Here is a 24,778-nt window from a genome sequence, read left to right on the forward strand (position 1 = left end):
GAATTGTTGGTTAACCCCGGCAACCCAACCTCTCCGCCGCCACGCCGAGAGCCCGACCGGGGAGTGTGCGGTGCCCGACCAACTCGTCTTCATCGACGACACGCGCCACGTCACATCCGGTTTTCTCGCGGGCCGGCGGCCACCTGGCCGCCGGTCGTCATAACCACCCCGCGAGTGTTAACGGGGCGTTCACGTCAATCTTGTCTGGTCTGGAGATGATTCTCCCCGAATGTGGAGGTGTGCGTGAATACGCGAAGTACGACTGGCCGTGTGGCCTTGATCATGTCCATCGTGGTGGCTCTGCTACTGGGCCTGACCCCCCCGGCGACAGCTGCCGGGGACATCACCCTGACCCTCAACGCCTCGGACATCGGCGTGGATCCTGCCGACCTGCGGGACATCGTGCCGGAGATGCAGGCGGACATCAGGGAGCACGGCGGACTGGGCAACGCGATCAAGCAGACGCTCGCGGAGAGCGAGGTGGACACCAACGTCAATACCTCGGAGTGGCCGAATTTCCAGGGCACGGTGGACGTGACCTCGGGCGGCCTGGCCATCACCATCCCGGCCGGGGAGATCACCACCGCCGGCTTCTGGTCGGGGGTCGCCGCCTCGCTGATCGGCTACGCCGCGGGGTACGGGCTCAGGGTGCTGTGCATCGCGGGCTTGACGTCCACCGGGGTGGGCGCCGCGACCATTCCGGTGATCTGCACCCCCCTCCAAGGCGCCGTTACCGGCATCGTGACGGCGATCGTGAACCACGGGTTCGCCGGAACCCTGGGCTCCAAGGAGTCGATCAGGGACATCATCATCGCCGGGCTGATCGGACTGGCCATCGGCGCCCTGTGGGAGAAGTATTTCTCCCCGTGGGCGAAGGACCATGTCGCCAAGGCCTTCAAGAACGTCGGTACCTGGATCAGGTCCAGGGTGCCCTGGGTCGACTCCTGGCTCGGAAGGAGTGCCGCCGACGGGGCGGATCATCTCGGCCACGAGCTTGAGGAACTGGAGGGACTCCTCGACGAAGCGATGAGGGACTGGGGCGGGCTGCGTCCCCACCCCGAGCAGGACATCTCGCTGCGGGTGATGCCCCTCGGAGACTCGATCACCTACGGCGTGGAGAGTTCCGATGGGAACGGCTACCGCGACGAGTTGTACGCCTACCTGAAGGACACCTGGAGCAGCGTTGACTTCGTCGGGTCGGTGAAGGCCGGCTCGATGAGTGACCCGGACAATCAGGGTCACCCGGGCAAGCGGATCGGCGAGATCGCGGCCTTCGCCTATTGCACTGTGCCGCGGTATCAGCCGAACGTGATCACCCTGCACGCCGGCACCAACGACATGAACCAGGACTACTACCTGTCGTCCGCGCCCACCCGGCTCAAGAAGCTGATCAACCAGGCGCTGACAGACTCGCCACGTGCCACGGTGCTGGTCGCCAAGCTCATCCCGACCGGCAAGGCCGGGCTACAGCCGCGCATCGACGCATACAACGCGGCGCTGCCCGGCATGGTGCGGGACCTGCAAAGCGAGGGCAAGCACGTACTTTTGGTGGACATGAGCCGGGTGTTGGTCAGCGACGGACTGGAGAACGACGCGCACCCGACGGACGCGGGCTACGCCAAGATGGCCGCCGCCTGGTACAGCGCCATATCGGCGGCGGATGCCAAGGGCTGGATTCAGACCCCGCTGCCCGAGAATGCAGCCGACGGCTGCAACCCGGCGGACTCTCCCGTCGACGACGGCCCAACGGACTCTAACGTCGGGTCCGGCGATGGCACGGGCTCTCCCATCGGGTCCAGCGGGACAGCTCTCGGCGAGGGATGGCGCGCGCTGGGCGTGATCGCGCCCGGATACGGCACCAGGATAGGCCGCACGATCATCGCCGAGCTCAATGGCGACCAGCGGGCCGACTACCTTCAGGTCGCCGCGGACGGCAGCTTCCGCGCATCGGTGAACACCGTCGGCACCCCCGGGCAACCCGACTGGGTGAACGTGGGCACGTACGCCCCGGCAAAGGACGACCTGTCCAAACCGATCGATGTCAATGGGGATGAGGTGCGGTTCGCCGACCTCAACGGGGACGGACGCGACGACTACCTCCTGGTCAGTTCCGACAGCAAGGTACGGGCCTACATCAACTTCCCAGGGCCGGACAACAAGCTTAGATTCGTCCACTGGGGGATCGTCTTCAGCGAGGAATCGTTCAGCCGGAACAACCTCCGATTCGCGGACGTCACCGGGGACGGACGCGACGACATCCTGCGGGTCAGCGCGGAGGGCGCGGTCCACGTGTACCAGAACATGTGGGACCCCAACAGCGGGCAACTGAGCAGCGAGCCACAGCCCCCAGACTGGCGACTGTGGCTCAACTGGGCCGGCGGCACACGGAGCTCATCGCTGGAAGCCGTCCGGTTCGCCGACGGCGACGGTGACGGCAAAGCCGACTACCTGCAGGTCGGCGCAGACGGCTCGGTGCACGCCTTCCTCAACCGCGGTGGCGGGGGCAACGGTAGCTTCGAGGCCCGCTACAACTGGGCCCAGGCGTCCAACTACCCCCGCCCGTACGTCCAGTTCGCCGACATCAGCGGTGACGGCAAAGCCGACTATCTGGTCGTCTACGACGGCGGCGCAGTCCGCGCCTGGCTGAACCGCGGCGGCAACTAGAAGCCGTCCTACGGACGGCCCGGTCCAGATAGTTCGCCGCAAGAGCGAGTGCGGCCTGGCAGCCTCCGGCAACTTCGTCGGCGCGCACAGCCAGGCCGTACCGCTGCCGAGTCGATCGATGCCGCGAGTCGTGCGGCGTGGGCCCTCCACGTCACTGTCCTCCCACCGAAACTCACGGCGGCATTCGCTCTGGTGACCGGGAGAACCCGCGAAAAAGCTTCCGGCCGGCATGTAGAGGACGGATGGTCGTGGGCCGGGGCCTTCCGGCGGGCCGGGGTAGGGCCCGCCGGAAGGTGGTCGTCTGCGTTTCTCAGTCGACGTCGACCCAGTTCAGGGTGCGTTCCACGGCCTTCTTCCAGCCCGCGTAGCCTTCCTCGCGGCGCTCGTCGGACCAGGCGGGGAGCCAGCGGCGGTCCTCGTTCCAGTTGCGCTTCAGTTCCTCGGTGGTGCTCCAGAAGCCGAGCGCGAGCCCGGCCGCGTACGCCGCGCCGAGGGCCGTCGTCTCGGGGACGACCGGCTTGGACACCGGCACGCCGAGGACGTCCGCCTGGATCTGCATGCACAGGTCGTTGGCGGTCACCCCGCCGTCCACGCGCAGCACGTCGAGGCGGACGCCGGAGTCGTTGGCCATGGCCTCGACGACGTCCCTGGTCTGGTAGCAGATCGCTTCCAGCGTGGCGCGGGCGATGTGCGCGTTGGTGTTGTACCGCGACAGGCCGACGATCGCGCCGCGCGCGTCGGACCGCCAGTACGGCGCGAACAGCCCGGAGAACGCGGGCACGAAGTACACGCCGCCGTTGTCGTCCACCTGGCGGGCCAGGGACTCGCTCTGCGCGGCGCCGGAGATGATGCCGAGCTGGTCGCGCAGCCACTGGACGGCCGACCCGGTGACGGCGATCGAGCCTTCCAGCGCGTACACCGGCTTCTCGTCGCCGAACTGGTAGCAGACCGTGGTGAGCAGCCCGTGCCGGGACCTGACCGGCTCGTTGCCAGTGTTGAGCAGCAGGAAGTTGCCGGTGCCGTAGGTGTTCTTGGCCTCGCCGACGCCGAAGCACACCTGCCCGACCGTCGCGGCCTGCTGGTCGCCGAGGTCGCCGGACAGCGGCACCTCGCCGTGCAGCGGGCCGCCGGCGCGCGTGACGCCGTACAGGCCGGGGTTGGAGGACGGGCGGATCTCGGGCAGCATGCCGCGCGGGATCCCGAAGAAGGACAGCAGCTCGTCGTCCCAGTCGAGCGTCTCGAGGTTCATCAGCATCGTGCGGCTGGCGTTGGTGGGGTCGGTGACGTGCACGCCGCCGTCCCGGCCGCCGGTGAGGTTCCACAGCAGCCAGGTGTCGGTGTTGCCGAAGACGGCGTGCCCGGCCTCGGCGGCCTCGCGTACGCCCTCGACGTTGTCGAGGATCCACTGGATCTTGCCGCCGGAGAAGTACGTCGCCGGGGGTAGGCCCGCCTTGCGCCGGATGACCTCGCCCTTGCCCTCGCGCTCCAGGGCGCTCGCGATGCGGTCGGTGCGGGTGTCCTGCCAGACGATCGCGTTGTAGTACGGACGGCCGGTCCTGCGGTCCCACACGACGGTGGTCTCGCGCTGGTTGGTGATGCCGAGCGCGACGAGGTCGGCCGCCGTGAGGTTCGCCTTGCCGAGCGCGGTCTCGATGACCGCGCGGGTGCGTTCCCAGATCTCCACGGGGTTGTGTTCGACCCAGCCGGCCTGCGGGAGGATCTGCTCGTGTTCGAGCTGGTGGCGTGTGATCTCGTTGCCGCCGTGGTCGAAGATCATGAAGCGGGTGCTGGTCGTGCCCTGGTCGACTGCTCCGACGAAGTCAGCCATGAATCGTTTGCCTCCTTATGCGGCCTCCGGCGGGCGGGGGCCGGAATTGCGGCGCCGGGCGCCTCAGGCTTCGGTGGGGACCCTTCCCGGCTCCTGCTCGCTCGAGCGGGGGAGGTACCGGGCCACGAGCGTCTGATACAGGCCGGCTCCGAGCACGGCGCCGATCAGGGGTGCCACGATCGGTACCCAGAAGTAGAGGTTGCCGTACTGGTCCCGCCACGCGGACGCGTATCCGGTGAGCCACGAGGCGAGGCGCGGCCCGAAGTCGCGGGCGGGGTTGATGGCGTACCCGGCGTTGGTGCCCCAGGCCATGCCGATGGCGACGACGACGAGGCCGACGACGAACGGCGCTAGGTTGGCCACGGGCGCGCTGTTGTTGACGTCGGTGACGGCGAGGATGAGGAACAGCAGGATCGCCGTGCCGATGACCTGGTCGCGGAAGGCGCCCCACTCGTGCACGGGCAGGGCGCCGTTGCCGGGCAGCGTGGAGAAGACGCCCTGGCTCTTGAGGGTGAAACCGGGGTCGAACTTGGCGAGCACCTCGCCGTAGTTCCAGCGGACGATGAGCGCGGCCACGAACGCGCCGAGGACCTGCGCGGCCGAGTACGGGAGCACCTTGCGCCACGCGAAGCCCTTGAAGACGGCGAGCGCGACGGTGACGGCGGGGTTGAGGTGGGCCCCGCTGATCCGGCCCGCGACGTAGACGCCGAGGGTGACGCCGAGGCCCCAGCCCCAGGCGATGCTGTCGTGGTCGCCGATGCCGCCCGCGACCACCTGCGCCACGACGGCCGTGCCGAAAAGAATGAGGATCAGTGTTCCCGCGAACTCCGCGGCGAGTTCGCCGGCCAGGGTGGGGGCTTCCCTAGGTTTGACCATGCTCTGCCGTCCTCTCCGTGCCAGTGGGGCTGGGCGTGCTCTGACGTCGGTCTCCTCGTCCCTCCCGCCGGTGAGATCGCCGGGGCTCGTCATGGGAGGCGGGGACCGGTGACGCGGCGTGGGCCGGGGTGGGCCGTGAGGGACGCGTGAGGGTCGCCATGCCTGTGACCTGCACCAACAGTGCACCCATGGCGGCGAAAGCCACGTCCACGCCCGGATCAAGAAATTTTTGCCGCGAAAGCCGGACAGGGTGGAACACGTCCGGCGATGTTTCGGTCTCCGCACCGATCACCCTTCCCGAGTATGAACGGTCGCGGGAAAATTTCCACACCTGACCGCCGCCGGGTGCCCGGAGTGTCGCCTACCGCGCCCGGAGGTCCTTGGCCGGTGGGTACCGCGATCGTGGTAGGGGCGTTCGGTCCTCGGGGACGAGGTGAGCGGTCCCGCGCGCCGCCTACCGTAGGGGCGTGACACGTGTGACCCGGCTGCGCGAGGCCCTCAGCGTGACCCGGCTGCGCGAAGCGCTCCGCTCCCGCCCCTACGTGGTGGATACGGGCATCGCCCTGCTCACCTTCGCGGTGGTCGTCGTGGGCCCTCCGTCCGACCGGCCGAGGGAGATCGTCCCGCTCACCGCGGAGATCGTGGCCCTCGTCGCCGTGATGTGCGCCGCGCTGGTGTTCCGGCGCGTCCGGCCCCGCCTGGTCGTGGCCGTGGAGGTCGTGAGCATGGTCGTGCTCCAGATCCTCACCGGCGGCGCGCGCAGCCCGCTCGACCTCATTCCCGCCCTCGCCGTCGCCACCCTGGCCGCGCACAGCTCGCGCCGCGTCGCCTGGACGGCGGGGACGGTGTGCGCGGTGGTCCTCGCGCTCGCCCGCGCCGTCGCCTCCGAACTGGCGTCGATGCCGCCGGAGGTCGTCGGGCAGGTCGCGTGGATCTGCATGGCGACCGCCGCCGGGGACGGGCTGCGCAGCCGCCGCGCCCATATCGCCGCGATCGAGGAGCGCGCGGCGCGGGCCGAGCGCACCCGCGAGGAGGAGGCGCGGCGGCGGGTCATGGAGGAACGGCTGCGCATCGCCAGGGAGCTGCACGACGTCCTGGCCCACCACATCGCGCTGATCAACGTGCAGGCGCAGGTCGCCGCGCACGTGATGGACGCGCGGCCGCGCGAGGCCCGCGAGGCGCTCGGCCACATCCGGCAGGCGGGGCGGGCCGCGCTCGACGAGCTGCGCACGACCGTCGGCCTGCTGCGCCAGCCGGGCGCCGCGGAGGACCTGCCCACCGAACCCGCTCCCGGCCTCGACCGGCTCCCCGACCTGATCACCTCGTTCACGGCGGCGGGCCTGGAGGTCGACTGCCGCCTGGAGGGCACGCCCCGGCCGCTGCCCTCCCCCGTCGAGCTGACGGCGTTCCGTGTCGTCCAGGAGGCGCTGACCAACGTCAGCAAGCACGCGGGCGAGGCGTCCACCCGCGTGCGCATCACCTACGGGCGGCGGGACCTGACCGTGGACGTCACCGACGACGGCAACGGCGGCCGGGTCCCGAATCAGGGCGACAAAGGCGGCACAAACGGCGCAGAGGGCACGGACGGCCCCAACGGCACCGGTCACGGCCTGCTGGGCATGCGTGAGCGCGCCCTTTCGGTGGGCGGCACGTTCAGCGTCGGGCCCGCCCCCGGCCGGGGCTTCCGCGTCCACGCCGTCCTGCCCGCCCCTGAGACGAGCGCGATTTGACCGCCCACCAGACCCGCCGCGACCGAACCATTCACGAGCCTGCGGCCCACGGCCGAACCACACACGAGCCCACGGCGTGGGGCGAGGAGTCGCGATGACCGTCCGGGTCGTGCTGGCCGACGACCAGGCCCTGGTGCGCGCCGGTTTCCGCGTCCTGGTGGACTCCGCGCCCGACCTGGAGGTGGTGGGCGAGGCCGACACCGGCCACGAGGCCGTGCGGCTGGCCCGCGCCACCCGCGCCGACGTCGTCCTGATGGACATCCGCATGCCCGAGATGGACGGCCTCGCCGCCACGCAGGCGATCACCTCCGACGAGGAGCTCTCGGGCGTGAAGGTCCTGGTGCTGACCACCTTCGAGATCGACGAGTACGTCTTCGCGGCGCTGCGCGCCGGGGCGAGCGGCTTCCTTGGCAAGAGCGTCGAGGCCGGCGAGTTGCAGGACGCGATCCGCGTGGTGGCGCGCGGCGACGCCCTGCTGTCCCCCGGCGCCACCAAGAGCCTCATCGCGCGGTTCCTGGCCGCGCCCGGCGCCTCGGCCGAGCACACGCCGAAGAGCCTGGAGGTGCTCACCGACCGCGAGCGCGAGGTCATGGCGCTGGTCGCGAGCGGCCTGACCAACGACGAGATCGCCGACCGCCTGCGCATCAGCCGCATGACGGCCAAGACCCACGCGAACCGCGCGATGCTCAAGCTCGGCGCCCACGACCGCGCCCAGCTCGTCGTCATCGCCTACGAGACCGGCCTGGTCCGCCCCAGGTCCCTGTCCTGAGACCCCCCGCGCGTGGTAGTGCGCCGCCGGGCGTACGACGTTCGCGGTACATGAAGACCATCCGATCGGCGGACCTTTCGCGCTCGTCCCGGCCACGAGCCTTGTAAGGGTGGGCCTGCGGCGACGTCATCGTCCGGTGGTGACCGACGCGCAGGCCCGCCATGACACCGCCCGAACAGAGAAGTGGACCGATGTCGATACTCGCAAGACTGAGCCTCGCAAACCGGGGGCTCGTCGCACTGATCACGATCGCGGTGGCCGCGTTCGGTTTCTTTACCATCCCGGCGCTCAAGCAGCAGTTGCTGCCCTCGCTGTCGTTTCCCGCCGTATCGATCATCGCGCCGTATCCGGGGGCGGCGCCGCAGATCGTCGAGGACCGCGTGGCGCGGCCGCTGGAGGACGGCGTGCGCGGCGTGGCGGGCGTCACGGGGGTGACTTCGACGTCCCGGGAGTCGAACGCGACCGTCCAGGTGCAGTTCGAATTCGGGGAGGACCTCGAGGCGGCGCAGAACCGGATCCAGCAGGTCGTCTCCCGGGTGAAGTCCCAGCTCCCGGACGGGGTGGACCCGCTGGTGTTCACCGGCAGCACCGACGACATCCCGGTCGTCCAGCTCGCCGTGGCCTCGACGCAGGACGAGCGGCGGCTCGCGGACAAGCTGCGCACCGAGGTGGTGCCCGCGCTCGCCGGCATCGACGGGGTCCGGGAGGCGACGGTCTCCGGCACCCGCGACGAGGTGGTCACGATCACCCCGGATGAGAAGAAGCTGGCCGAGCACGGGCTGTCCGCCGCGGCGATCGCCACCGCCATCCAGTCGGCCGGCACCCCGCTGCCGGCGGGCTCGCTGACCGACTCGGGCAAGTCGCTGACCGTCCAGGTCGGGACGGCGCTCGGCTCGGTGAAGGACATCCGCGACCTGTACCTGCCCGCCGCCCCCGCCGTTCCGGGCGCCCAGGGCCAGGCGCAGCGGCCGGGCGCCCCGCCCGCGCAGGCCGTGTCCGCGCCGCCCGCGCAGCCCAAGCCCGTCCGTCTCGGGGACGTCGCGACCGTCGAGCAGGGGCTCGCCGACTCGACCACGCTGACCAGGACGAACGGCAAGCCGAGCCTCGCCGTGGCGATCACCATGAAGCCGGACGGCAACGCGGTGTCGATCTCGCACGCCGTGCGGGACAAGCTGCCCGACCTGGAGGCGTCGCTCGGCGGCGACGCGAAGTTCACGATCATCTTCGACCAGGCGCCGTCGGTGGAGAAGTCCATCGAGAGCCTCACCACCGAGGGCCTGCTGGGCCTGGCCATGGCCGTGCTGGTGATCCTGGTGTTCCTGTTCTCGGTGCGCTCGACGATCGTGACGGCGCTGTCGATCCCGCTGTCGGTGCTGGTCGCGCTGATCGCCCTATGGACGCAGGGCTTCTCGCTCAACATGCTGACGCTGGGCGCGCTGACGATCGCGGTCGGCCGGGTGGTCGACGACTCGATCGTCGTCCTGGAGAACATCAAACGCCACCTGTCCTACGGCGAGGACAGGCGGACGGCGACGGAGAACGGCGTCCGGGAGGTCGCGGGCGCGGTCACCTCGTCCACGCTGACGACGGTGGCGGTGTTCCTGCCGATCGCCTTCGTCGGCGGGCTGGTGGGCCAGCTGTTCAGCCCGTTCGCGATCACGGTGACGGTGGCGCTGCTGGCCTCGCTGCTGGTGTCGCTGACGGTCGTCCCGGTGCTGAGCTACTGGTTCCTGAAGCCGCCGAAGAGCGGCGACGCCGAGGCGATCCGGCGGGCGGCCGACGAGAAGGAGCGGAACAGCCGGTTGCAGCGGGCGTACGTCCCGATGATCCGGTTCGTCACCCGGCACCGCATCTCGACGATCGCGGGCGCGCTGGTGATCTTCGTGGGGACGCTGGCGCTGGTGCCGCTGCTCCAGACCAGCTTCATCGACAACTCCGGCCAGAACACGGTCAGCGTGCGGCAGACCTTCCCCGCCGGCACCTCCCTCGCCTCCGCCGACGCCATGGCCAAGCGGGTCGAGGACGTGATCGCGGGCACCAAGGAGGTCCAGTCGTACCAGGTGAACGTGGGCGGCGGGGGCGGCCTGTTCGACGGGGGCGGGGGCGGGCAGGCCAGCGCCAGCCACTCCATCACCCTGCGCGACGGGACGAACGCCGGCGCCGTCGAAAAGCGGCTCACCGACCGGCTCGGCACGATCAAGGGCATCGGCGAGATCAGCGTGGGCCAGTCCGGCGGGTTCGGCGGCGACGCGCTGGAGGTCGTGGTCCGGGCGTCCGAGCTCGACACGCTGCGGACGGCGACCAAGACCGTCCAGGACGCGATGGCCGCGGTGCCGAACGTCGCCGAGGTGACCAGCAGCATGGCGGACACCTCGCCGCGCGTCGAGGTCACCGTAGACCGCCGCAAGGCCGCAGAGAAGGGCCTCAGCGAGATCGCCGTCGGCCAGGCCGTGAGCCAGGCGTTCCGGGGCAGCACGATCACCCAGATCACCCTGGACGGCGGGGCGGCGGACGTGATCCTGCGCGGCGGGGACGTGCCCGCATCCGTGGAGGCCCTGCGCGACCTGAAGATCGCCGGGGACGTCACGGTCGGCGACGTCGCCACCGTCGACCGGGTCAACGGCCCCGTCGAGGTCACGCGCATCGACGGCGACCGCAGCGCGACGATCTCGGGCAAGGCCACGGGCTCGAACCTCGGCGCCACCACCCAGGAGCTGACCACCAAGCTGAAGGCACTGAAGCTGCCGACGGGGGCGACCTACTCGATCGGCGGCGTGAGCGCCGACCAGGCGGAGGCGTTCGGCAACCTCGGGCTGGCGCTGGTCGCGGCCGTGGCGCTGGTGTTCTTCGTGATGGTGGGCACGTTCCGCAGCCTGATCCAGCCGCTGGTGCTGCTGGTGTCGATCCCGTTCGCGGCGACCGGCGCCATCGGCCTGCTGCTCGTCACGGGCACGTCGCTGGGCCTGGCCGCCATGATCGGCATGCTGATGCTGGTCGGCATCGTGGTCACCAACGCGATCGTCCTGCTGGACCTGATCAACCAGTACCGCGAGCAGGGCATGCCGCTGCACGAGGCGGTGGTCGAGGGCGGACGGCGACGGCTGCGGCCGATCCTGATGACGGCCCTGGCCACGGTGTTCGCGCTGCTGCCCATGGCGCTCGGCGTCACCGGGGGCGGCGGGTTCATCAGCAAGCCGCTCGCCATCGTGGTCATCGGCGGCCTGATCAGCTCCACCTTGCTCACGCTGCTGCTCGTCCCGACCCTCTACACGATGGTCGAGACCCGCAAGGAGAAGCGGCAGGCCAAGCGGCTGCGGCGCCAGGGCGTTACGGCACCCGTCGAGGAGGCCCCGGCCAGGCACGCGGTCACGGGGGCGGGCAGGTCCTGATCGACCACTCGGGGAGGGAGACCGCGCGCCGGTCTCCCTCCCCGACGTCCACGCTCGCCTGACCTGTGTTCATGGCCGAGCCTCCGGCTCGGCGGTTCGGGGCGCCTCTCTAGGCGCCCCGAACAACATCTCAGAGCAGGTGGTCGAGCAGGCCGTGGAGGGTGACCGCGCCGGTCAGGCGGCCGCCCTCCACGACGGCCACCACCGGGCTGCGGGTGCGGGCCATCAGCGCGGCGACCTCCAGCACGGTCGCGTCCGGGTCGGTGATCGGCAGCTCGCGCGGCTGCTCGGGCAGGCACTCGCGCACGGTGCGGGAGCCGAGCGCGCGGACGAACAGGTCGGCGTGGCCCTCGTCCACGACGCGGGCCAGCGCCGGATCGTCCTGGCAGTAGCGCGGCACCGCCATGCGCAGCACCTGCGTGCCCGGCAGCACGCACAGCGGCCGGGCGTCCCCGTCCACGACGATCAGGCCGGGCAGGTCGTGCTCGGCCAGCAGCCGTGCGGCCTCCACCGCGGGGGTGTCCATCGCCACTGCGGGGAAATCGACGACAAGATCACGCGCGTGCACCAGGGGCCTCCTTCGCCCGTACGACCAGCTTAACCGGCCAGGTAGCGGAGCCAGAGGTACGGAGTGGCCAGGCCGATCGTGACCACGGTGACGATGAGACCGTACTTCGTGAACTCCCAGAAACCGATGCGGACGCCGTTGCGGGCGGCGATGCCCAGCACGACGACGTTCGCCGACGCGCCGACCGCGGTCGCGTTGCCGCCGAGGTCTGCGCCGAGGGCCAGCGCCCACCACAGCACGTCGCCGCGCGGGCCCGCCGCGTGCGCCAGGTCCGCGACGATCGGGCTCATCGTGGCGACGTAGGGGATGTTGTCCACGATGCCCGACAGCGCGGCCGACCCCCAGAGCAACCCCATGGAGGCAAGGCCCAGCCTGCCCTCGGTGGCCGACGCGGCGGCCTGCGAGACCTGGCCGATCACACCGGTCTCGACCAGCGCGCCGACCATGATGAACAGGCCCATGAAGAACACCAGCGTCGCCCACTCGACGTCGCGCAGCGCGTCCTCGACGGTGACCCTGGTCGCGGCGACGAGCAGACCGGCGCCGAGCAGCGCGACGACGGACGGCTCGTAGTGCAGCACCGGGTGCAGGACGAACGCGGCGACCACCACCGCGAGCACGGCGAGGCTCTGCCACAGCAGCCGCGGGTCGCGGATGGCCTCCCGCTCGTGCAGCTTCATGATCTCGGCGGCGCGCGCCGCGTCGTAGGCGAAGGCGGAGCGGAACAGCCACCGGCACAGGGCCAGCAGCACGACCAGCAGGACCACGACGAGCGGCGCGAGGTGGACGAGGAAGTCGTTGAAGGTGAAGCCCGCCCGGCTGGCGATGATGATGTTGGGCGGGTCGCCGACGAGCGTCGCGGTGCCGCCGATGTTGGCGCCCATCACCTCGGCGATCAGGAACGGCGCCGCGGGGAGCGCGAGCCGGTCGCAGACCAGGAACGTGACGGGCGCGACCAGCAGGACGGTCGTCACGTTGTCCAGCAGCGCCGAGGCGACGGCGGTGATCAGCACGAGCATGACCATCAGGCGGAACGGCCTGCCCCGGGCGCGTTTGGCCGCCCAGATGGCGACGTACTCGAACACGCCCGTCTGCCGGAGCACCCCGACGATGACCATCATGCCGAGCAGCAGGAAGATCACGTTCCAGTCGACGCCGGAGTGCTCGGAGAAGAAGGCGGAGCGGGCGTTCGCGGCGTGGATCAGCAGCATCAGCCCCGCGCCGCCGAGCGCCGCCGCCGTACGGTGGATGCGCTCGGTGGCGATCAGGATGTAGGCGACGGTGAAAACGGCGACGGCCGCGATGGCGGTCATCGGGAGCCTCCCGGAGAATCGGCGCGAGCAACGTCAAAGACCCGACGCCGACCAGACTTCCCGGCACACCAATAGCACCTTAAAGCACAACGTCCACTTCGCGCTCCCCCCGGAGCGGCGCCGCCACGCCCTGGAGGCCCGCCGGACGCCGGATCCGCCGCTCGCGGTCCGGCTGCGCTCAGCCGGTCTTCGCGACCGTGAACAGCAGCACGGAGTCCTCCAGCGCCTCCACGCTCTGGCGGCTCTCCGGCAGTTCCAGCAGGTCACCGGCCAGGACGTCCCACGACGTGCCGCGCGCGCTCACGCGGATCCGGCCCTGCAGCACGTGGAAGGACCCCTCGCCGGGGTTCTCGAAGTCCTTCATCTTCGCCCCGCGCACCAGGGCGATCACCGTCTGGCGCAGGACGCGTTCGTGCCCGCCGACCACCGTGTCCGCCGCGTGCCCTCCGGACGAATCCGCCGCGCGGTTCATCTGGAGACGGCCTACGGCTACGAGCGAGAACTTCTGCATGGCACTTCCCCTGAGTCCGGGACGGCCGGCCGGAGCAGGGCCGGGCGCGAGACCCGTCCCCGCCCCGGCCGGCGCGGTCCAGCGATCCGGCAGGACGTCGGTGAGCCGGACGGACCCGTACGGCAGGCCCGGCTCACGAGGCGGGACGCCCGGGCGGCGTCTCACCTTCACTACCGGGCGCTTACCCCGGTCAGGTCCCCGCAAGCGCGACACCCGGCCCACGCCCCCGGCGAGCACGGCTCAGGTCCCGGCTCCCGGCGAGCACGACGCCACGCTCAGGTTCCGGCGAGCGCCACGGTCGGCGAGAGGCGGGCCGCGCGCATCGCCGGGTAGAGGCCGGCGACCGTGCCGATGACCAGCGTCGCCGCCAGCGCGCCGCCCACCGCCCAGGACGGGACCACCGCCGGCCATCCCTTCACCAGCGCGTACGCCGTCGTGGCCCCCGCGCCGAGTACGGTCCCCACGGCCCCGCCGAGGGCCGACAGCAGCAACGACTCGGCGAGGAACTGGAGCCGTACCTGCCCGCGCGTAGCCCCGAGGGACCGGCGCAGGCCGATCTCGCGGCGGCGTTCCAGCACCGAGATCACCATCGTGTTGGCGACACCGACCCCGCCCACCAGCAGCGCCACCGCGCCGAGCCCGAGCAGCAGGTTCGTGAACGCCCCCGCCGCGGCGGCCTTGGCCGCGAGCGCGTCCGACGGGCGGCTCACGTCCACCTGGTCGGGGTTCTCGGGGTTGACCGTGCGCGGCAGCACGGCCCGTACGGCCTCCACCGACGCGTCGTCCGACCGCTCGTAGATCTTGGTCGGGTGCCCGTCGAAGCCCAGGTAGCGCTCGGCGGCCGGCCAGCCCATGAGCGCGGACCGCTCGATCTCCGGGGCCAGCGGCATCGCGTCGAGGATGCCGACCACCGTGAACCAGCGACCCGAGATCCACACCCGCGGCCCCACCCGATCGATGCCGAGCAGGCGCGCGGCGAGCGAACCCAGCACGACGGCGGGCCGGTCGGCGTTGGCGGCGTTCAGCCACGTCCCCTGGCGGACGGTTCCCTCCAGGGTCGCGGCGAGCTCCATGGTGGCCGCCTGGACGGCGATGCCGCCGGTGACCTCCTCGGGGATGCGGTTCGTCCTGCGGACCGTGGCCTCCACGGCGCCCGTCGCGGCGGCCGTGGTCACCGGGCCGATCCTGCGGACCATGTCCACCGACTCCTCCGGCAGCTCGGCGTCGTCGCCGAACATGGTGCGGCCGGGCTCGACGGTGAGCAGGTTCGTCCCGAGGCGGTCGAGCCGGCGCAGCAGTTCCTCCCTCGAGGAGGACGAGATGCCGATGACGGCGACCATCGTGGCGATGCCGATCGCGATGCCGAGGGCCGACAGCACGACGCGCGCGGGCCGCGTCCGCAGGCCGGCCGCGCCGACCCGCACCACGTCCCGCGATCCGAGCCGCGCCGGGACGAGCCCGGCCCTCGCCCTCACGCCGACCCCCTTCCCGGCCTCGCACTCGCCGGGGGACGTCGGCCGGTGCCGGGGCCGTCGTCGGAGGCGATCAGGCCGTCCTTGACCCGCACCCGGCGCGGGGCCCAGGTGGCGATCTCGCCGTCGTGCGTGATGACCGCGATCGTCGTGCCGGAGGTGTGCAGGGCCCCGAGCACCTCCAGCACCTCGGCCCCGGCCGCCGAGTCGAGGTTGCCGGTCGGCTCGTCGGCCAGCAGCAGCGGCGGGTCCCCCACGACGGCGCGGGCCACGGCGACCCGCTGCTGTTCCCCGCCGGAGAGCTGGTGGGGCCGGTGGCCGAGCCGGTGCCCGAGGCCCACGCGTTCGAGGGCCGCGGCGGCCCGCTCGCGCCGTTCCCGCAGGCCGGGGCCGCTGTACAGCAGGCCGTCGGCGACGTTGTCGAGTGCGGAGGTCCCCGGCGACAGGTGGAACTGCTGGAACACGAACCCGATGTGGCGGGCGCGCAGCGCGGACAGCTCGCGGTCCGACAGCTCCCCCACCTCGTACCCCGCGATGCTGACATTTCCCGATGTGGGACGGTCCAGCGTGCCGATCATGTGGAGCAGTGTGGACTTGCCCGACCCGGACGGCCCGACGATGGCCAGCAGTTCCCCCGGCTCGACCGTCACGCTCACCCCGCGCAGCGCCTCGACGTGCCCGGCGTAGGTCTTGTGCACGTCCGTGAGGCGGACGATGGCGGTCACCGGGCCGGCACCCCGACCTTCATGCCCTCGGCCAGCCCGTCGCCGGAGACCTCGACACGGCCCCCGCCGTACGCGCCGGTCTTCACCGCGACGACGCGGGTGGACGAACCGTCCACGACCTCCACGCCGAACCCGCCCTCGGCGAGCGCGAGCAGCGCGTCCACCGGCACCGAGAGCACGTTCTTCACGCGCTCGCTCTCCATGGCGACGGTGACCGGCGCCTGGTCCAGCCGTCCGACCTTCTTGGCGGAGGCGAGCGAGATCTCCACGTCGATCGTCGCGCCCCCGCCGCCCCCGCCTGGCTGACCGTCGCCGCCGGACGCCACCGCCACCGTGCCGACCTCGCTGATCTTCCCCTTGACCTGCGCGCCCCCAGGCAGCTCGATCGTCACCCCGGCCCCCTTCCTGGCCATGGACTGGTCGTCGGTGTCCAGGTCGACGTGGACGGTGCGGCGGGTCGAGGTCACCGACAGCGCCCGGCGTCCCGGGGCCGCCGGGTCCCCCACCTCGACATCCGCGCCCGACACCCGCACCGGGCCGGGGAGGAAGACGACCTGGGCCGCGTCCACCGTCCCGGTCTCGGGCAGGCCCCGGTCCTCCTGCCAGTCCAGGACCGCCTGCCGGGTGGCGGAGGTGAACTCCTCGTCCACCGTCATGTCGTCCCCGTACCCGAGGGCCTTCAGGTTGCGTTCGAGCTGCCGCACGTCGGGCCCGTCCGATACGCCGAGGCGCAGCGGACGGTACAGCGGCAGCGTCCCGTACATCAGCACGAGCGGCTTGCGGTCGATCTTCAGCAGGGGGCGGCCGCGCGCCACCGTCGTCCCCTTCTTCGCGACCGCCGTCACCGTGCCCGCCGCCCCCGCGTACACCCGGCGCTCGCCCGCGTACGTCAGCTTGCCGTCCACCGAGGTCGTGTCCACCAGGTCGCCGCGTACGACCTCCGCCGTGCCCGCCGGCAGGGGCTTCCCGGACGGCTCGGCCGTGCCCGGCCGCGCGTTCATCACCGCCGCCGCCGTCGCCGCCCCGGCCAGGGCCACCGTCACCCCGATCCCGGCCGACAGGGCGGCCAGGCGCCGAACTCCCATAACGTGTCACCTCCGCGCGCCACGGGACCCACGCCCGTCGGCACAGCCGGTTTTCTAGCCGCGCGCCGATTAGCGGCGGATAAGTCCGGCGGCGCTTCCCGCGCGCTTACCAGTGCCTAACGCTGGATGGTCCACGCTGGTCAGTCGCGGTCTCGCGCGAGGCCGTCGTGAACCGGTGGATTGGGGTGCTGGGAAGATGCGTGTGCTCGTCGTCGAGGACGAGGAGGAGCTCGCCGACGCCATCGTCCACGGGCTGCGGCGGCGGGCCATGGCCGTGGACGTGGCCTACGACGGCGCCGACGCGGCGGACCGGCTCGCGTACGTGCACTACGACGTCGTCGTCCTGGACCGGGACCTGCCCGGACTCCACGGGGACGAGGTGTGCCAGGGGCTGGCGGAGGCGGGGTCGGCGAGCCGGGTGCTCATGCTGACCGCCGCCGCGCGCGTCGGCGATCGGGTCCGCGGCCTGTCGCTCGGGGCCGACGACTACCTCGTCAAGCCGTTCGCGTTCGCCGAGCTGGCCGCGCGGATCCGCGCGCTGGCCCGCAGGACCGCGCCCGCCCGGCCGGCCGTCCTCGAAGTCGCGGGCGTACGGCTGGACCTGGCGGCGCGCACGGCCGCCCGGGACGGGGTCGCGGTGGCGCTCACCCGCAAGGAGTTCGCGGTACTCACGGAGCTGATGCGCGCGGAGGGGGCCACGCTGTCGCCGCGCGAGGTGGTGGCGCGGGCCTGGGACGAGAACATCGAGTCGGGAACGGGGGCGTTGCGGGTGACGATCACCACGCTGCGCAGGAAGCTGGGCGCCGAGGTCATCGAGACCGTGCCCGGCGTCGGGTACCGGGTGGGCCGGCCCGCGGGGGCGCGAAGCGATGGGAGGGAACCGTGACGGGACGGGTGCCGTCCGCCGTACGGGCGCCGCGGGCGGTTCGCGTACGGGCGGGGCTGCGGACGGTTCGGGTGCCGGGGGCGCTGCGGCGCGCGCCCGGCCTGCGGGGCCGGCTGACGCTCATCTACACCGGCCTGTTCTTCGCGGCCGGCACCACGTTGCTGTGGGTGACGTACCTGCTCACGGCCCGCGCGCTGGACCGCGAGTTCTACCTGTCCCTGCCGTCGGCCCCGCTCCCCGAGCCGACGCCGGGGCAGGCGGACCGGAAGTTCCTGGCCGTCAGCCTCCCCAAGGCCCTCGTGACGCGGATCGAACAGGGCAAGGCGCAGGTGCTGCAGGACCTGTTCCAGAACTCGGCGCTCGTCATGGTGGGGATCGGGGCGCTGGCGATCATCCTCGGGTACGTGGTCGTGGCCCGGGTGCTGCGCCCGCTGCACCGCGTCACCGAGGCCGCCGAACGGCTGTCGGAGAGCACCCTGCACGAGCGCATCGCGCTCAGCGGGCCGCAGGACGACGTCAAACGCCTCGCCGACACCTTCGACGCGATGCTGGACCGGCTCCAGCGGGCCTTCGACGCCCAGCGGCGCTTCGCTCTCAACGCCTCGCACGAGCTGCGCACACCGCTGGCGATCAACCGGACGCTGCTGGAGGTCGCGCTGGAGGAGCCGGACGCCTCCGAGGACCTCACCCGGCTCGGCAAGGCGCTGCTCGCCACCAACGCGCGGCACGAGCGGCTGATCGAGGGTCTGCTGATGCTCACCCGGTCCGAGCACGAGCTGGTCGCCCGCAAGCCGGTGGACATCGAGGACGTCACACTCGGGGTGGTGGAGCTGCTGGAGCCCACGGCGCGGCGCAGGCACATCACCGTCACCGAGCGGCTGGGCCCGGGCGTGGCGGACGGCGATCCGGTACTGATCGAGCGGTGCGTGTTCAACCTGGTGGAGAACGCGCTCAAGTACAACGTGAAGGACGGGGTGGTGGAGGTGGAGGTGGGCACCGAAGACGGAGATGTCGTGATTCGGGTGGCGAACACCGGTCCGCTCATCCCGGCGTACGAGGTGGCCGACCTCTTCGAGCCCTTCCACCGGCTGCGCGAGCGCGTCGGCTCGGCCCAGGGATCCGGCCTCGGCCTGTCCATCGTCCGCGCGATCGTCACCGCCCACGGCGGCGAGGTGGAGGCGGCGCCCCGCGCCGAGGGCGGCCTCACGATCACCGTGCGCCTGCCCTCCGCGGCCCGCGTCCCCGAGCCCGCACGGTGAACGTACTCCCCCGCGATCGTCACCGCGCTCCCGGCGCGGACGGGTGTACCGCCCCGGCGGGGGCGGCACGTGAGGTCTCCCGCCGCGCGGACGGCCGACCCGTCCCCGAGCCCGACCGTCCTACGGCCGGCTCGGGGCGCCCGGGAGGAACTCCTCGCACGCCTTCTGCGCCGCCTCGAACTTCTTGCCGTCCATGTTCGCGCTCTTGGGGATCTTGATCATGCCCTCCCCCGGGGCGGGGTCGGGCATGTCCACACCGTGCTCGCGCATGCACTGCGCGAACTTCAGCGCCGCGTCCCGGAACTTGGGATCGTCGGCCCTCTTCGCTTCGCCGCCCTGCATGTACTTGCCGCACTCCTTCTGGGCGGCCTCCATCTTGTTCCTGTCCCCGCCCGTGATCCGTAGCTGGATCCTGCCGCCGGGCTCCGGGTCCTTCACGTCGATCCCGTGCTCGCGCATGCACTGGGCGAACTTGAACGGATCGCTCGACGACGTGGCCGACGGCGACGCGCTCGCCGCGCTGGTTCCGTTCCCGGCCGAGGCGACCCCCGTCCCCTCCTTCGGCGCCCCGCACCCGGCCACCGCGAGCGCGGGGACCACGCCGACCACCACACCGGCCACCAGGGCCAACCGCCGGACACTCATCTCGTCCTCCTCCTCGAGCCCCAGGCCGGACGCCTGGCGGGCAAGCCCATGTCTACGGAGGCGGGGATTAGCGAGGGGTAAGCCATCCACCGGGAGGGAGCCCGAGGGGTAGGCCATCGGGAGTCCAGGCCATCGGGAGTCCCGGGCCGCCGCTGGAGGACACCTTCGGGTGCTCCGCCAGATAGGGTCGTCTGGTACCGGTTGGTCCTGACCAGTGCCGCGATGGGACCGCCCGTGAGTTCACGCCCCGAACAGAAACCGGAATGATGACCCCACGCGACTCACGAGCCACCTCCGAGTCCGTTCCCGGTGTCGTGCCAGGAACCGCACCCGGCACCGCGCCGGAACCCGCCCCCGAGGCGGCGCCCGGCACCGTCCCCGCGGCAGCGCCCGACACCTTGCCAGAGACCGTGTCCCGCACCGTGCCTGAGGCCGTATCCAGCACCATGTCCGAGGCTGCGTCCGAGGCGGCATCCGGCACCGTGCCCAAAGCCGTGTCCGAAACCGTGCCCGAAGCCGTGCCCAAGACCGTGCCCGAGGCCGTATCCAAGACCGTGCCCGAGGCCGTGTCCGAAGCTGCGTCCGAGGCGGTCTCCGGCACCAGTCCGGGGGCGACCGAGGCGGGTCCGTCCGCCGCCGTCCGGGCCGCGAACGCCGTGCGACTGCCGGAACCCTGGGCGTCCGCGGCCATCACCATCGTGCTGCCCACGTACAACGAGGCCGGCAACCTGCCCGTCATCCTGGGCGCCCTGTTCGCGCTGCCCCTGCCCGGCCTGCGCGTGCTCGTCGTGGACGACAACTCCCCCGACGGCACCGGCGACCTCGCCGAGCGTCTCGCCGCCGACGAGTACGGCCGCGACCGGCTGTCCGTCCTGCACCGCCCCGGCAAGCAGGGCCTCGGCCGCGCGTACGTCCACGGCATGAGCCACGCGCTCGACCAGGGCGCAGCCTACGTGGTGCAGATGGACGCCGACCTGTCCCACCCGCCCGAGGCCATCCCGCAGATGCTCGGCACGCTGCTGTCCACCGAGGCCGATGTCGTCATCGGCAGCCGCTACGCCACGGGCGGCAAACTCGCCGAGGACTGGTCGTTCCGCCGCAAGGCCCTGTCGGCGTGGGCGAACTTCTACGTCCGCGTGCTGCTCCACCTGCGCGTCCGCGACGTCACCGCCGGTTTCAAGCTCTGGCGCCGCGAGACGCTGGACGCGATCGACGTCGCGGGCGTCACCAGCAACGGGTACGCCTTCCAGGTCGAGATGAACTACCGGACGCTGCGGCAGGGCCTGAAGATCGTCGAGGTGCCCATCCGGTTCGAGGAACGCCGCGACGGGCAGAGCAAGATGAGCCTCGCCGTCCAGCTCGAATCAGCCCTGATGCCCTTCAAACTCCGCCGCGACGCCGCCCGCCACCCCACCCCACTCCCCAGCCCGCCCGACGAAACGTCCGGTAGCACGACCAGCAGCGCGCCTGACGACACAGCCAACGGAGCGTCCACCGGCCCGTCCGACGGCGCAGCCCACGGTCCATCCAACGGCACGACCAACGGCCCATCCGACGACACAGCTGGCGACGTGGCCAACGGCCCCTCTATCGACACAGCCAGCGGCACGATCAACGGCACAGCCGGCGGTCCATCCAACGGCACCGCCAGCCGCACGACCAATGGCACGGCCAGCGGTCCATCCAACGGCACCGCTAACGGCCCATCCATCGACACAGCCAGCCGCACGACCAACGGGCCATCCAGCGGCACGGCCCTCGCCTCGGCCTCCCAGGACGACTGAGGCTCGTCCTCCTCCCGGCCCTCCCTCTGTGCCCGGGGCGTGCGTGATGGGTCAGGGGTTCTCGCGGAGGGTCCGGGCGTTCTGGTGGGCCTTGGTGGCGCGGCGGGCTGCTTTATCGCGTTCGCGTTCGGCCATCGTGAGGCGTTTGCCGGCGATCTCCTGGCGGTGCAGGGCGGCGGCGAGTTCGTCCCGCAGGCGGTCCACCTCGTCGCCTGCCGCCGTACGGGCCTCGTCGGCCTCGCGGGCCTCCGCCTGCCATTCGGCGAGCGCGCGGTCGGCGTCCCGCGCCTCCCGCTCGGCGGCCGCGATCCGCTCGGCGACCCGCCTACGACGCTCGTCCTCCTCCCGCCGCCGATTTTCCTCCCGTTCGCGCTTCTGCCGCTCCGCCCGCTCCTGCTTCTCGCGCTCCCGTTTGTCTCGCTCACGCACGTCCGGTGCGCGTTCGTGCTGCTCGGCCCGCTCACGCTTGTCCGGCTCGGCACGCTCGTGCTTCTTCTGCCGCTCCCGCTCGCGTTCGGCAGGGCCTTCGGGTTCCGGCGCGCCGACGACCGGGGCGGGGGCATGCTCGGCCGGTTCGGGGAAGCCTCCGGCGGGGGCGAAGCCCACGTAGCCGCGGGGCTGCGCCAGCCGGCCGGCGCGCACCTCGTCGGCCACGTCCGGGTCCATCGTGGCGGCGTGCAGGGTGTCCTCGACCTCACGGACCGCGGGCTCGCGCAGCGGACGCCCGGCCTCGTCGGCGAGGGCCTGGGCCCTCCGGAGCAGGCGGGAGACCAGCTCGCCGCGCCGCTGGTCCAGCTCGCCGATCCGCCCGCCGGACGTCCACGCGGCCCGTAGCTCGTCACCGAGGTCGAGCAGGCGGCCGACCTCGTCCGGCGCGGACCTGGCCAGTTGGTTGGTCGCCCACGCCGACACGGTGGGCCGCCGGAGCCCGGCGATCCGCTTGGCCAGCCCGGCGTCCCCGCCCTTCTTCGCCTCGGCCGCGAGCCGCTTGCGCGTCTCGACGAAGTCCTCGGGCGCGCCCGCGTAGAGCTCGTCAACCGCCGAAGACAGATCCACACCAATCTCTTACCCGCCCATACCCTCCGGATCCACCCCTGCTCCCCCCATCCGGGCCGGAAAGGCCGGGAACATAGGAAGGACCAGGAAGCTCGGGAAGGCCGGGGAGATCGGGGAGGGCGTGGTCCATCAGCAGGGCGTACCGCTGCCCTGCCTAGTCCCCGATGGGGTCACTCACTGAAGCGCCTGCACCTGCCGCGTACCCGCCGGCCACTGGCGCGAGTGGAGATCCCTACAGCGATGAGCACTTCGTCGCTCAGGGGCACTCAACTCGTGAGGTACAAGGCACGCCGTGTTGTAGGTCTAGTCACCTACAACGGAGTCTTGTAGGTTTGCCTTGTGGATCTGACAGAGCTTACAACCTTGATCGCCGACCTGCGAAGCGAGGGAAGCGACTTCGCCGAGGTTGAGGTCAAGCGAGCGAACGGCGGCTTCCCTCGGTCGGTTGCGCCAACATTGTCGGCCTTTGCGAACACTCCCGGGGGCGGAATACTGATATTCGGCCTGGACGAATCTGACAATTTCAAGGCTGCTGGCGTATACGATGCCAAAGAATGCAAGGCAGCACTCGCATCGATCGCTAGACAGGGAATTGAGCCGCCAGTAACTCCCCAGACTTGGACTTTCCAGGTCGAGGGGAAGCCTATTATAGTGGCACGAATCGACGAGATGTCAGCCTCCATGAAGCCCTGCCGGATTAAATCGACAGGCAAAGCTTATCTCAGGTCCTACGATGGCGACTACGAACTCTCCCAGCTTGAAGAGCAAGCTTTCATCGCAAACCGTGAGACTCCTCGCTTCGATCAAAACCTCGTCGCGGATTCCTCAATTGAGGATCTAGATCGAGAGCTGGTTGCATCGTATATCGATACCTGTAAAACAAATTCTATACCACTATCACGCCTGGACGATCAAGATGTTCTTTTCCGGACGGGTGTTGTTTCGGGACCCAATAAGGTTCCAACGGTCGCGGGAATACTCACCCTGGGAGTTTATCCGCAGCAATTTTTCCCCAACCTAGTAATCCAAGCCAGAGTTGCACCTGGGCTTAACGACCCGCCAGGAACCCGGGCCATCGATTCGAGAAGATTCGATGGCCCGGTGCCCATGATGCTGGATCAAGCCCTTAGATGGGTGCAAAGAAACACCCGTACTCGGGTCCGATTTGGCTACGATGGGCACGGACGCGACGAGACGGAGTATCCTTTCGAAGCCGTTCGCGAGCTACTATCAAATGCGCTAGTACATCGGGACCTCGGACCTTACGCGCTCGGCGAAGCCATAACCTTGAAAATCGATAACTCGCAGCTGGTCTTGAGTAATCCCGGAGGGCTGTGGGGCCTATCGGTAGATCGTCTGGGACAGACCGGGGTAACCTCTGCGCGCAATGGGTATCTTGTACGCATTTGCCAGAATGTCCGCCTCGCTCGGGAACAGCGCGTGGTTGAGGCACTAGCTTCAGGGATACCGACGGTTCTTCGCAGTCTCCATGACGCGGGTATGGTGCCTCCCCGCTTCCACGATCAAGGTGTACGCTTTACTGTACGAGTCCCCAACCATACCCTGCTTTCTCCATCAGACCTCGAATGGCTTGCAAGCTTGACCTCTTCTGCCCCGCTGAGCGATATTCAGCGACATGCTCTCGTGGCAATGCGTCATGGAGTCCGTTGGACCAATAAAACCCTTCGCGATACTTTCCCCATGGACTCTTTAGAAGCTCGTACCATCTTGGCCGGCCTTGTAGATGCAGGCGTAGCCGAAGCAGTGGGGGAACGAGGCGGCAGAATCTATCAACTAGATCCGAACCTAAAAGCGTCTCCGTCGGCCAGGGATGTTCAGCAACCTCTTCCGTGGAATGAGGATAGCCAGAATGCGACCGACGAAATAGATACTCGCAGCGGATCCACAAGGGGGCAGCGAACTCCGCGAATCAAGGGCGCCCGAAGAGCAAATGCCGAAACGATAGCAGAGATTCTAGCCGAAAGAGCTGCATCAACTCCTCAACTTGAGGAAATAACCGGCCTTTCGGAAAGACAAGTGGGATATGCCATTTCACTGCTGAAAGAGGAGGGGCGCGTCCTCCTCACTGGAGGGAGAGGTGTCCACAGTAGCCAATGGCATCTTGCTCCCGACGACCATGATCCGAGCTGAAGCCGATTCCATCTCGTTGATCGAGCGTGTGATCGAGGATCTGGACGTTACGAGAACCGAAGGGCCG

The 24,778-nt window shown here is 70.4% G+C and carries 17 protein-coding genes and 1 pseudogene; 8 read left to right on the top strand and 10 right to left on the bottom strand.

Features of this window, described 5'->3' with window-relative positions; translation table 11 throughout:
• Positions 1-291 precede the first annotated feature (291 nt).
• On the top strand, positions 292-2,664 hold the full coding sequence (locus AB0M95_RS22315) for an FG-GAP-like repeat-containing protein (protein WP_363767655.1): 2,373 nt from the start codon (positions 292-294) through the stop codon (positions 2,662-2,664).
• A 310-nt stretch (positions 2,665-2,974) separates the two neighbouring features.
• On the opposite strand, the gene glpK is transcribed toward AB0M95_RS22315, so the two are convergent.
• Positions 2,975-4,492: a glycerol kinase GlpK gene (gene glpK, locus AB0M95_RS22320; protein WP_363767658.1), complete on the bottom strand. Its 1,518-nt coding sequence runs from the start codon at positions 4,490-4,492 to the stop codon at positions 2,975-2,977.
• Positions 4,493-4,555: 63 nt separating this feature from the next.
• On the bottom strand, positions 4,556-5,368 hold the full coding sequence (locus AB0M95_RS22325) for an MIP/aquaporin family protein (protein WP_363767661.1): 813 nt from the start codon (positions 5,366-5,368) through the stop codon (positions 4,556-4,558).
• Between the two features lie 467 nt (positions 5,369-5,835).
• On the opposite strand from AB0M95_RS22325, the gene AB0M95_RS22330 reads away from it, so the two are divergent.
• The 3 genes from AB0M95_RS22330 (at position 5,836) to AB0M95_RS22340 (ending at position 11,256) form a co-directional block, all read left to right on the top strand.
• Positions 5,836-7,098, top strand: a complete 1,263-nt coding sequence (locus tag AB0M95_RS22330; protein ID WP_363767664.1) for a sensor histidine kinase — start codon at positions 5,836-5,838, stop codon at positions 7,096-7,098.
• A 94-nt stretch (positions 7,099-7,192) separates the two neighbouring features.
• Positions 7,193-7,867 (top strand): response regulator transcription factor, encoded by a 675-nt coding sequence (locus tag AB0M95_RS22335; protein ID WP_363767667.1) that lies wholly within the window; start codon positions 7,193-7,195, stop codon positions 7,865-7,867.
• Between the two features lie 191 nt (positions 7,868-8,058).
• On the top strand, positions 8,059-11,256 hold the full coding sequence (locus AB0M95_RS22340; RefSeq protein ID WP_363767670.1) for an efflux RND transporter permease subunit: 3,198 nt from the start codon (positions 8,059-8,061) through the stop codon (positions 11,254-11,256).
• Positions 11,257-11,386: 130 nt separating this feature from the next.
• Here AB0M95_RS22340 and AB0M95_RS22345 read toward each other — a convergent pair whose 3' ends face one another.
• From AB0M95_RS22345 to AB0M95_RS22370, 6 genes are all read right to left on the bottom strand, one after another.
• Positions 11,387-11,824, bottom strand: a complete 438-nt coding sequence (locus AB0M95_RS22345; protein ID WP_358512406.1) for a CBS domain-containing protein — start codon at positions 11,822-11,824, stop codon at positions 11,387-11,389.
• 29 nt (positions 11,825-11,853) lie between these two features.
• The gene (locus tag AB0M95_RS22350; RefSeq protein ID WP_363767674.1) at positions 11,854-13,137 is read right to left on the bottom strand and encodes an ArsB/NhaD family transporter; all 1,284 of its coding nucleotides are present in this window, start codon (positions 13,135-13,137) and stop codon (positions 11,854-11,856) included.
• Positions 13,138-13,315: 178 nt separating this feature from the next.
• A complete protein-coding gene (locus AB0M95_RS22355) occupies positions 13,316-13,819 on the bottom strand; it encodes a hypothetical protein (protein WP_363767677.1) in 504 nt (167 codons plus the stop codon).
• Positions 13,820-13,923: 104 nt separating this feature from the next.
• Positions 13,924-15,123: an ABC transporter permease gene (locus AB0M95_RS22360; RefSeq protein WP_358512397.1), complete on the bottom strand. Its 1,200-nt coding sequence runs from the start codon at positions 15,121-15,123 to the stop codon at positions 13,924-13,926.
• Entirely contained in the window at positions 15,120-15,845 is a 726-nt protein-coding gene (locus AB0M95_RS22365; protein ID WP_363767680.1) for an ABC transporter ATP-binding protein, read from the bottom strand. The genes AB0M95_RS22360 and AB0M95_RS22365 overlap by 4 nt, the downstream gene beginning before the upstream one ends.
• The gene (locus AB0M95_RS22370) at positions 15,842-16,930 is read right to left on the bottom strand and encodes a peptidoglycan-binding protein (protein WP_363767683.1); all 1,089 of its coding nucleotides are present in this window, start codon (positions 16,928-16,930) and stop codon (positions 15,842-15,844) included. The genes AB0M95_RS22365 and AB0M95_RS22370 overlap by 4 nt, the downstream gene beginning before the upstream one ends.
• Before the next feature lie 196 nt (positions 16,931-17,126).
• On the opposite strand from AB0M95_RS22370, the gene AB0M95_RS22375 reads away from it, so the two are divergent.
• A complete protein-coding gene (locus AB0M95_RS22375; RefSeq protein ID WP_363767686.1) occupies positions 17,127-17,816 on the top strand; it encodes a response regulator transcription factor in 690 nt (229 codons plus the stop codon).
• On the top strand, positions 17,813-19,075 hold the full coding sequence (locus AB0M95_RS22380) for a HAMP domain-containing sensor histidine kinase (protein ID WP_363767689.1): 1,263 nt from the start codon (positions 17,813-17,815) through the stop codon (positions 19,073-19,075). Before AB0M95_RS22375 ends, AB0M95_RS22380 begins: the two co-directional genes overlap by 4 nt.
• Before the next feature lie 120 nt (positions 19,076-19,195).
• Here AB0M95_RS22380 and AB0M95_RS22385 read toward each other — a convergent pair whose 3' ends face one another.
• A complete protein-coding gene (locus tag AB0M95_RS22385) occupies positions 19,196-19,720 on the bottom strand; it encodes a hypothetical protein (protein WP_363767692.1) in 525 nt (174 codons plus the stop codon).
• 656 nt (positions 19,721-20,376) lie between these two features.
• Between AB0M95_RS22385 and AB0M95_RS22390 the strand changes: the two are divergent.
• A pseudogene (locus AB0M95_RS22390) lies at positions 20,377-21,117 on the top strand (polyprenol monophosphomannose synthase); the annotation flags it as partial.
• A 438-nt stretch (positions 21,118-21,555) separates the two neighbouring features.
• On the opposite strand, the gene AB0M95_RS22395 reads toward AB0M95_RS22390, so the two are convergent.
• Positions 21,556-22,560 (bottom strand): hypothetical protein, encoded by a 1,005-nt coding sequence (locus AB0M95_RS22395; RefSeq protein ID WP_363767695.1) that lies wholly within the window; start codon positions 22,558-22,560, stop codon positions 21,556-21,558.
• A 339-nt stretch (positions 22,561-22,899) separates the two neighbouring features.
• Between AB0M95_RS22395 and AB0M95_RS22400 the strand changes: the two genes are divergently transcribed.
• Entirely contained in the window at positions 22,900-24,711 is a 1,812-nt protein-coding gene (locus AB0M95_RS22400) for an RNA-binding domain-containing protein (protein WP_363767698.1), read from the top strand.
• Positions 24,712-24,778 lie beyond the last annotated feature (67 nt).

The organism is Sphaerisporangium sp. NPDC051017, from assembly GCF_040683095.1.
Taxonomy (GTDB): domain Bacteria; phylum Actinomycetota; class Actinomycetes; order Streptosporangiales; family Streptosporangiaceae; genus Sphaerisporangium.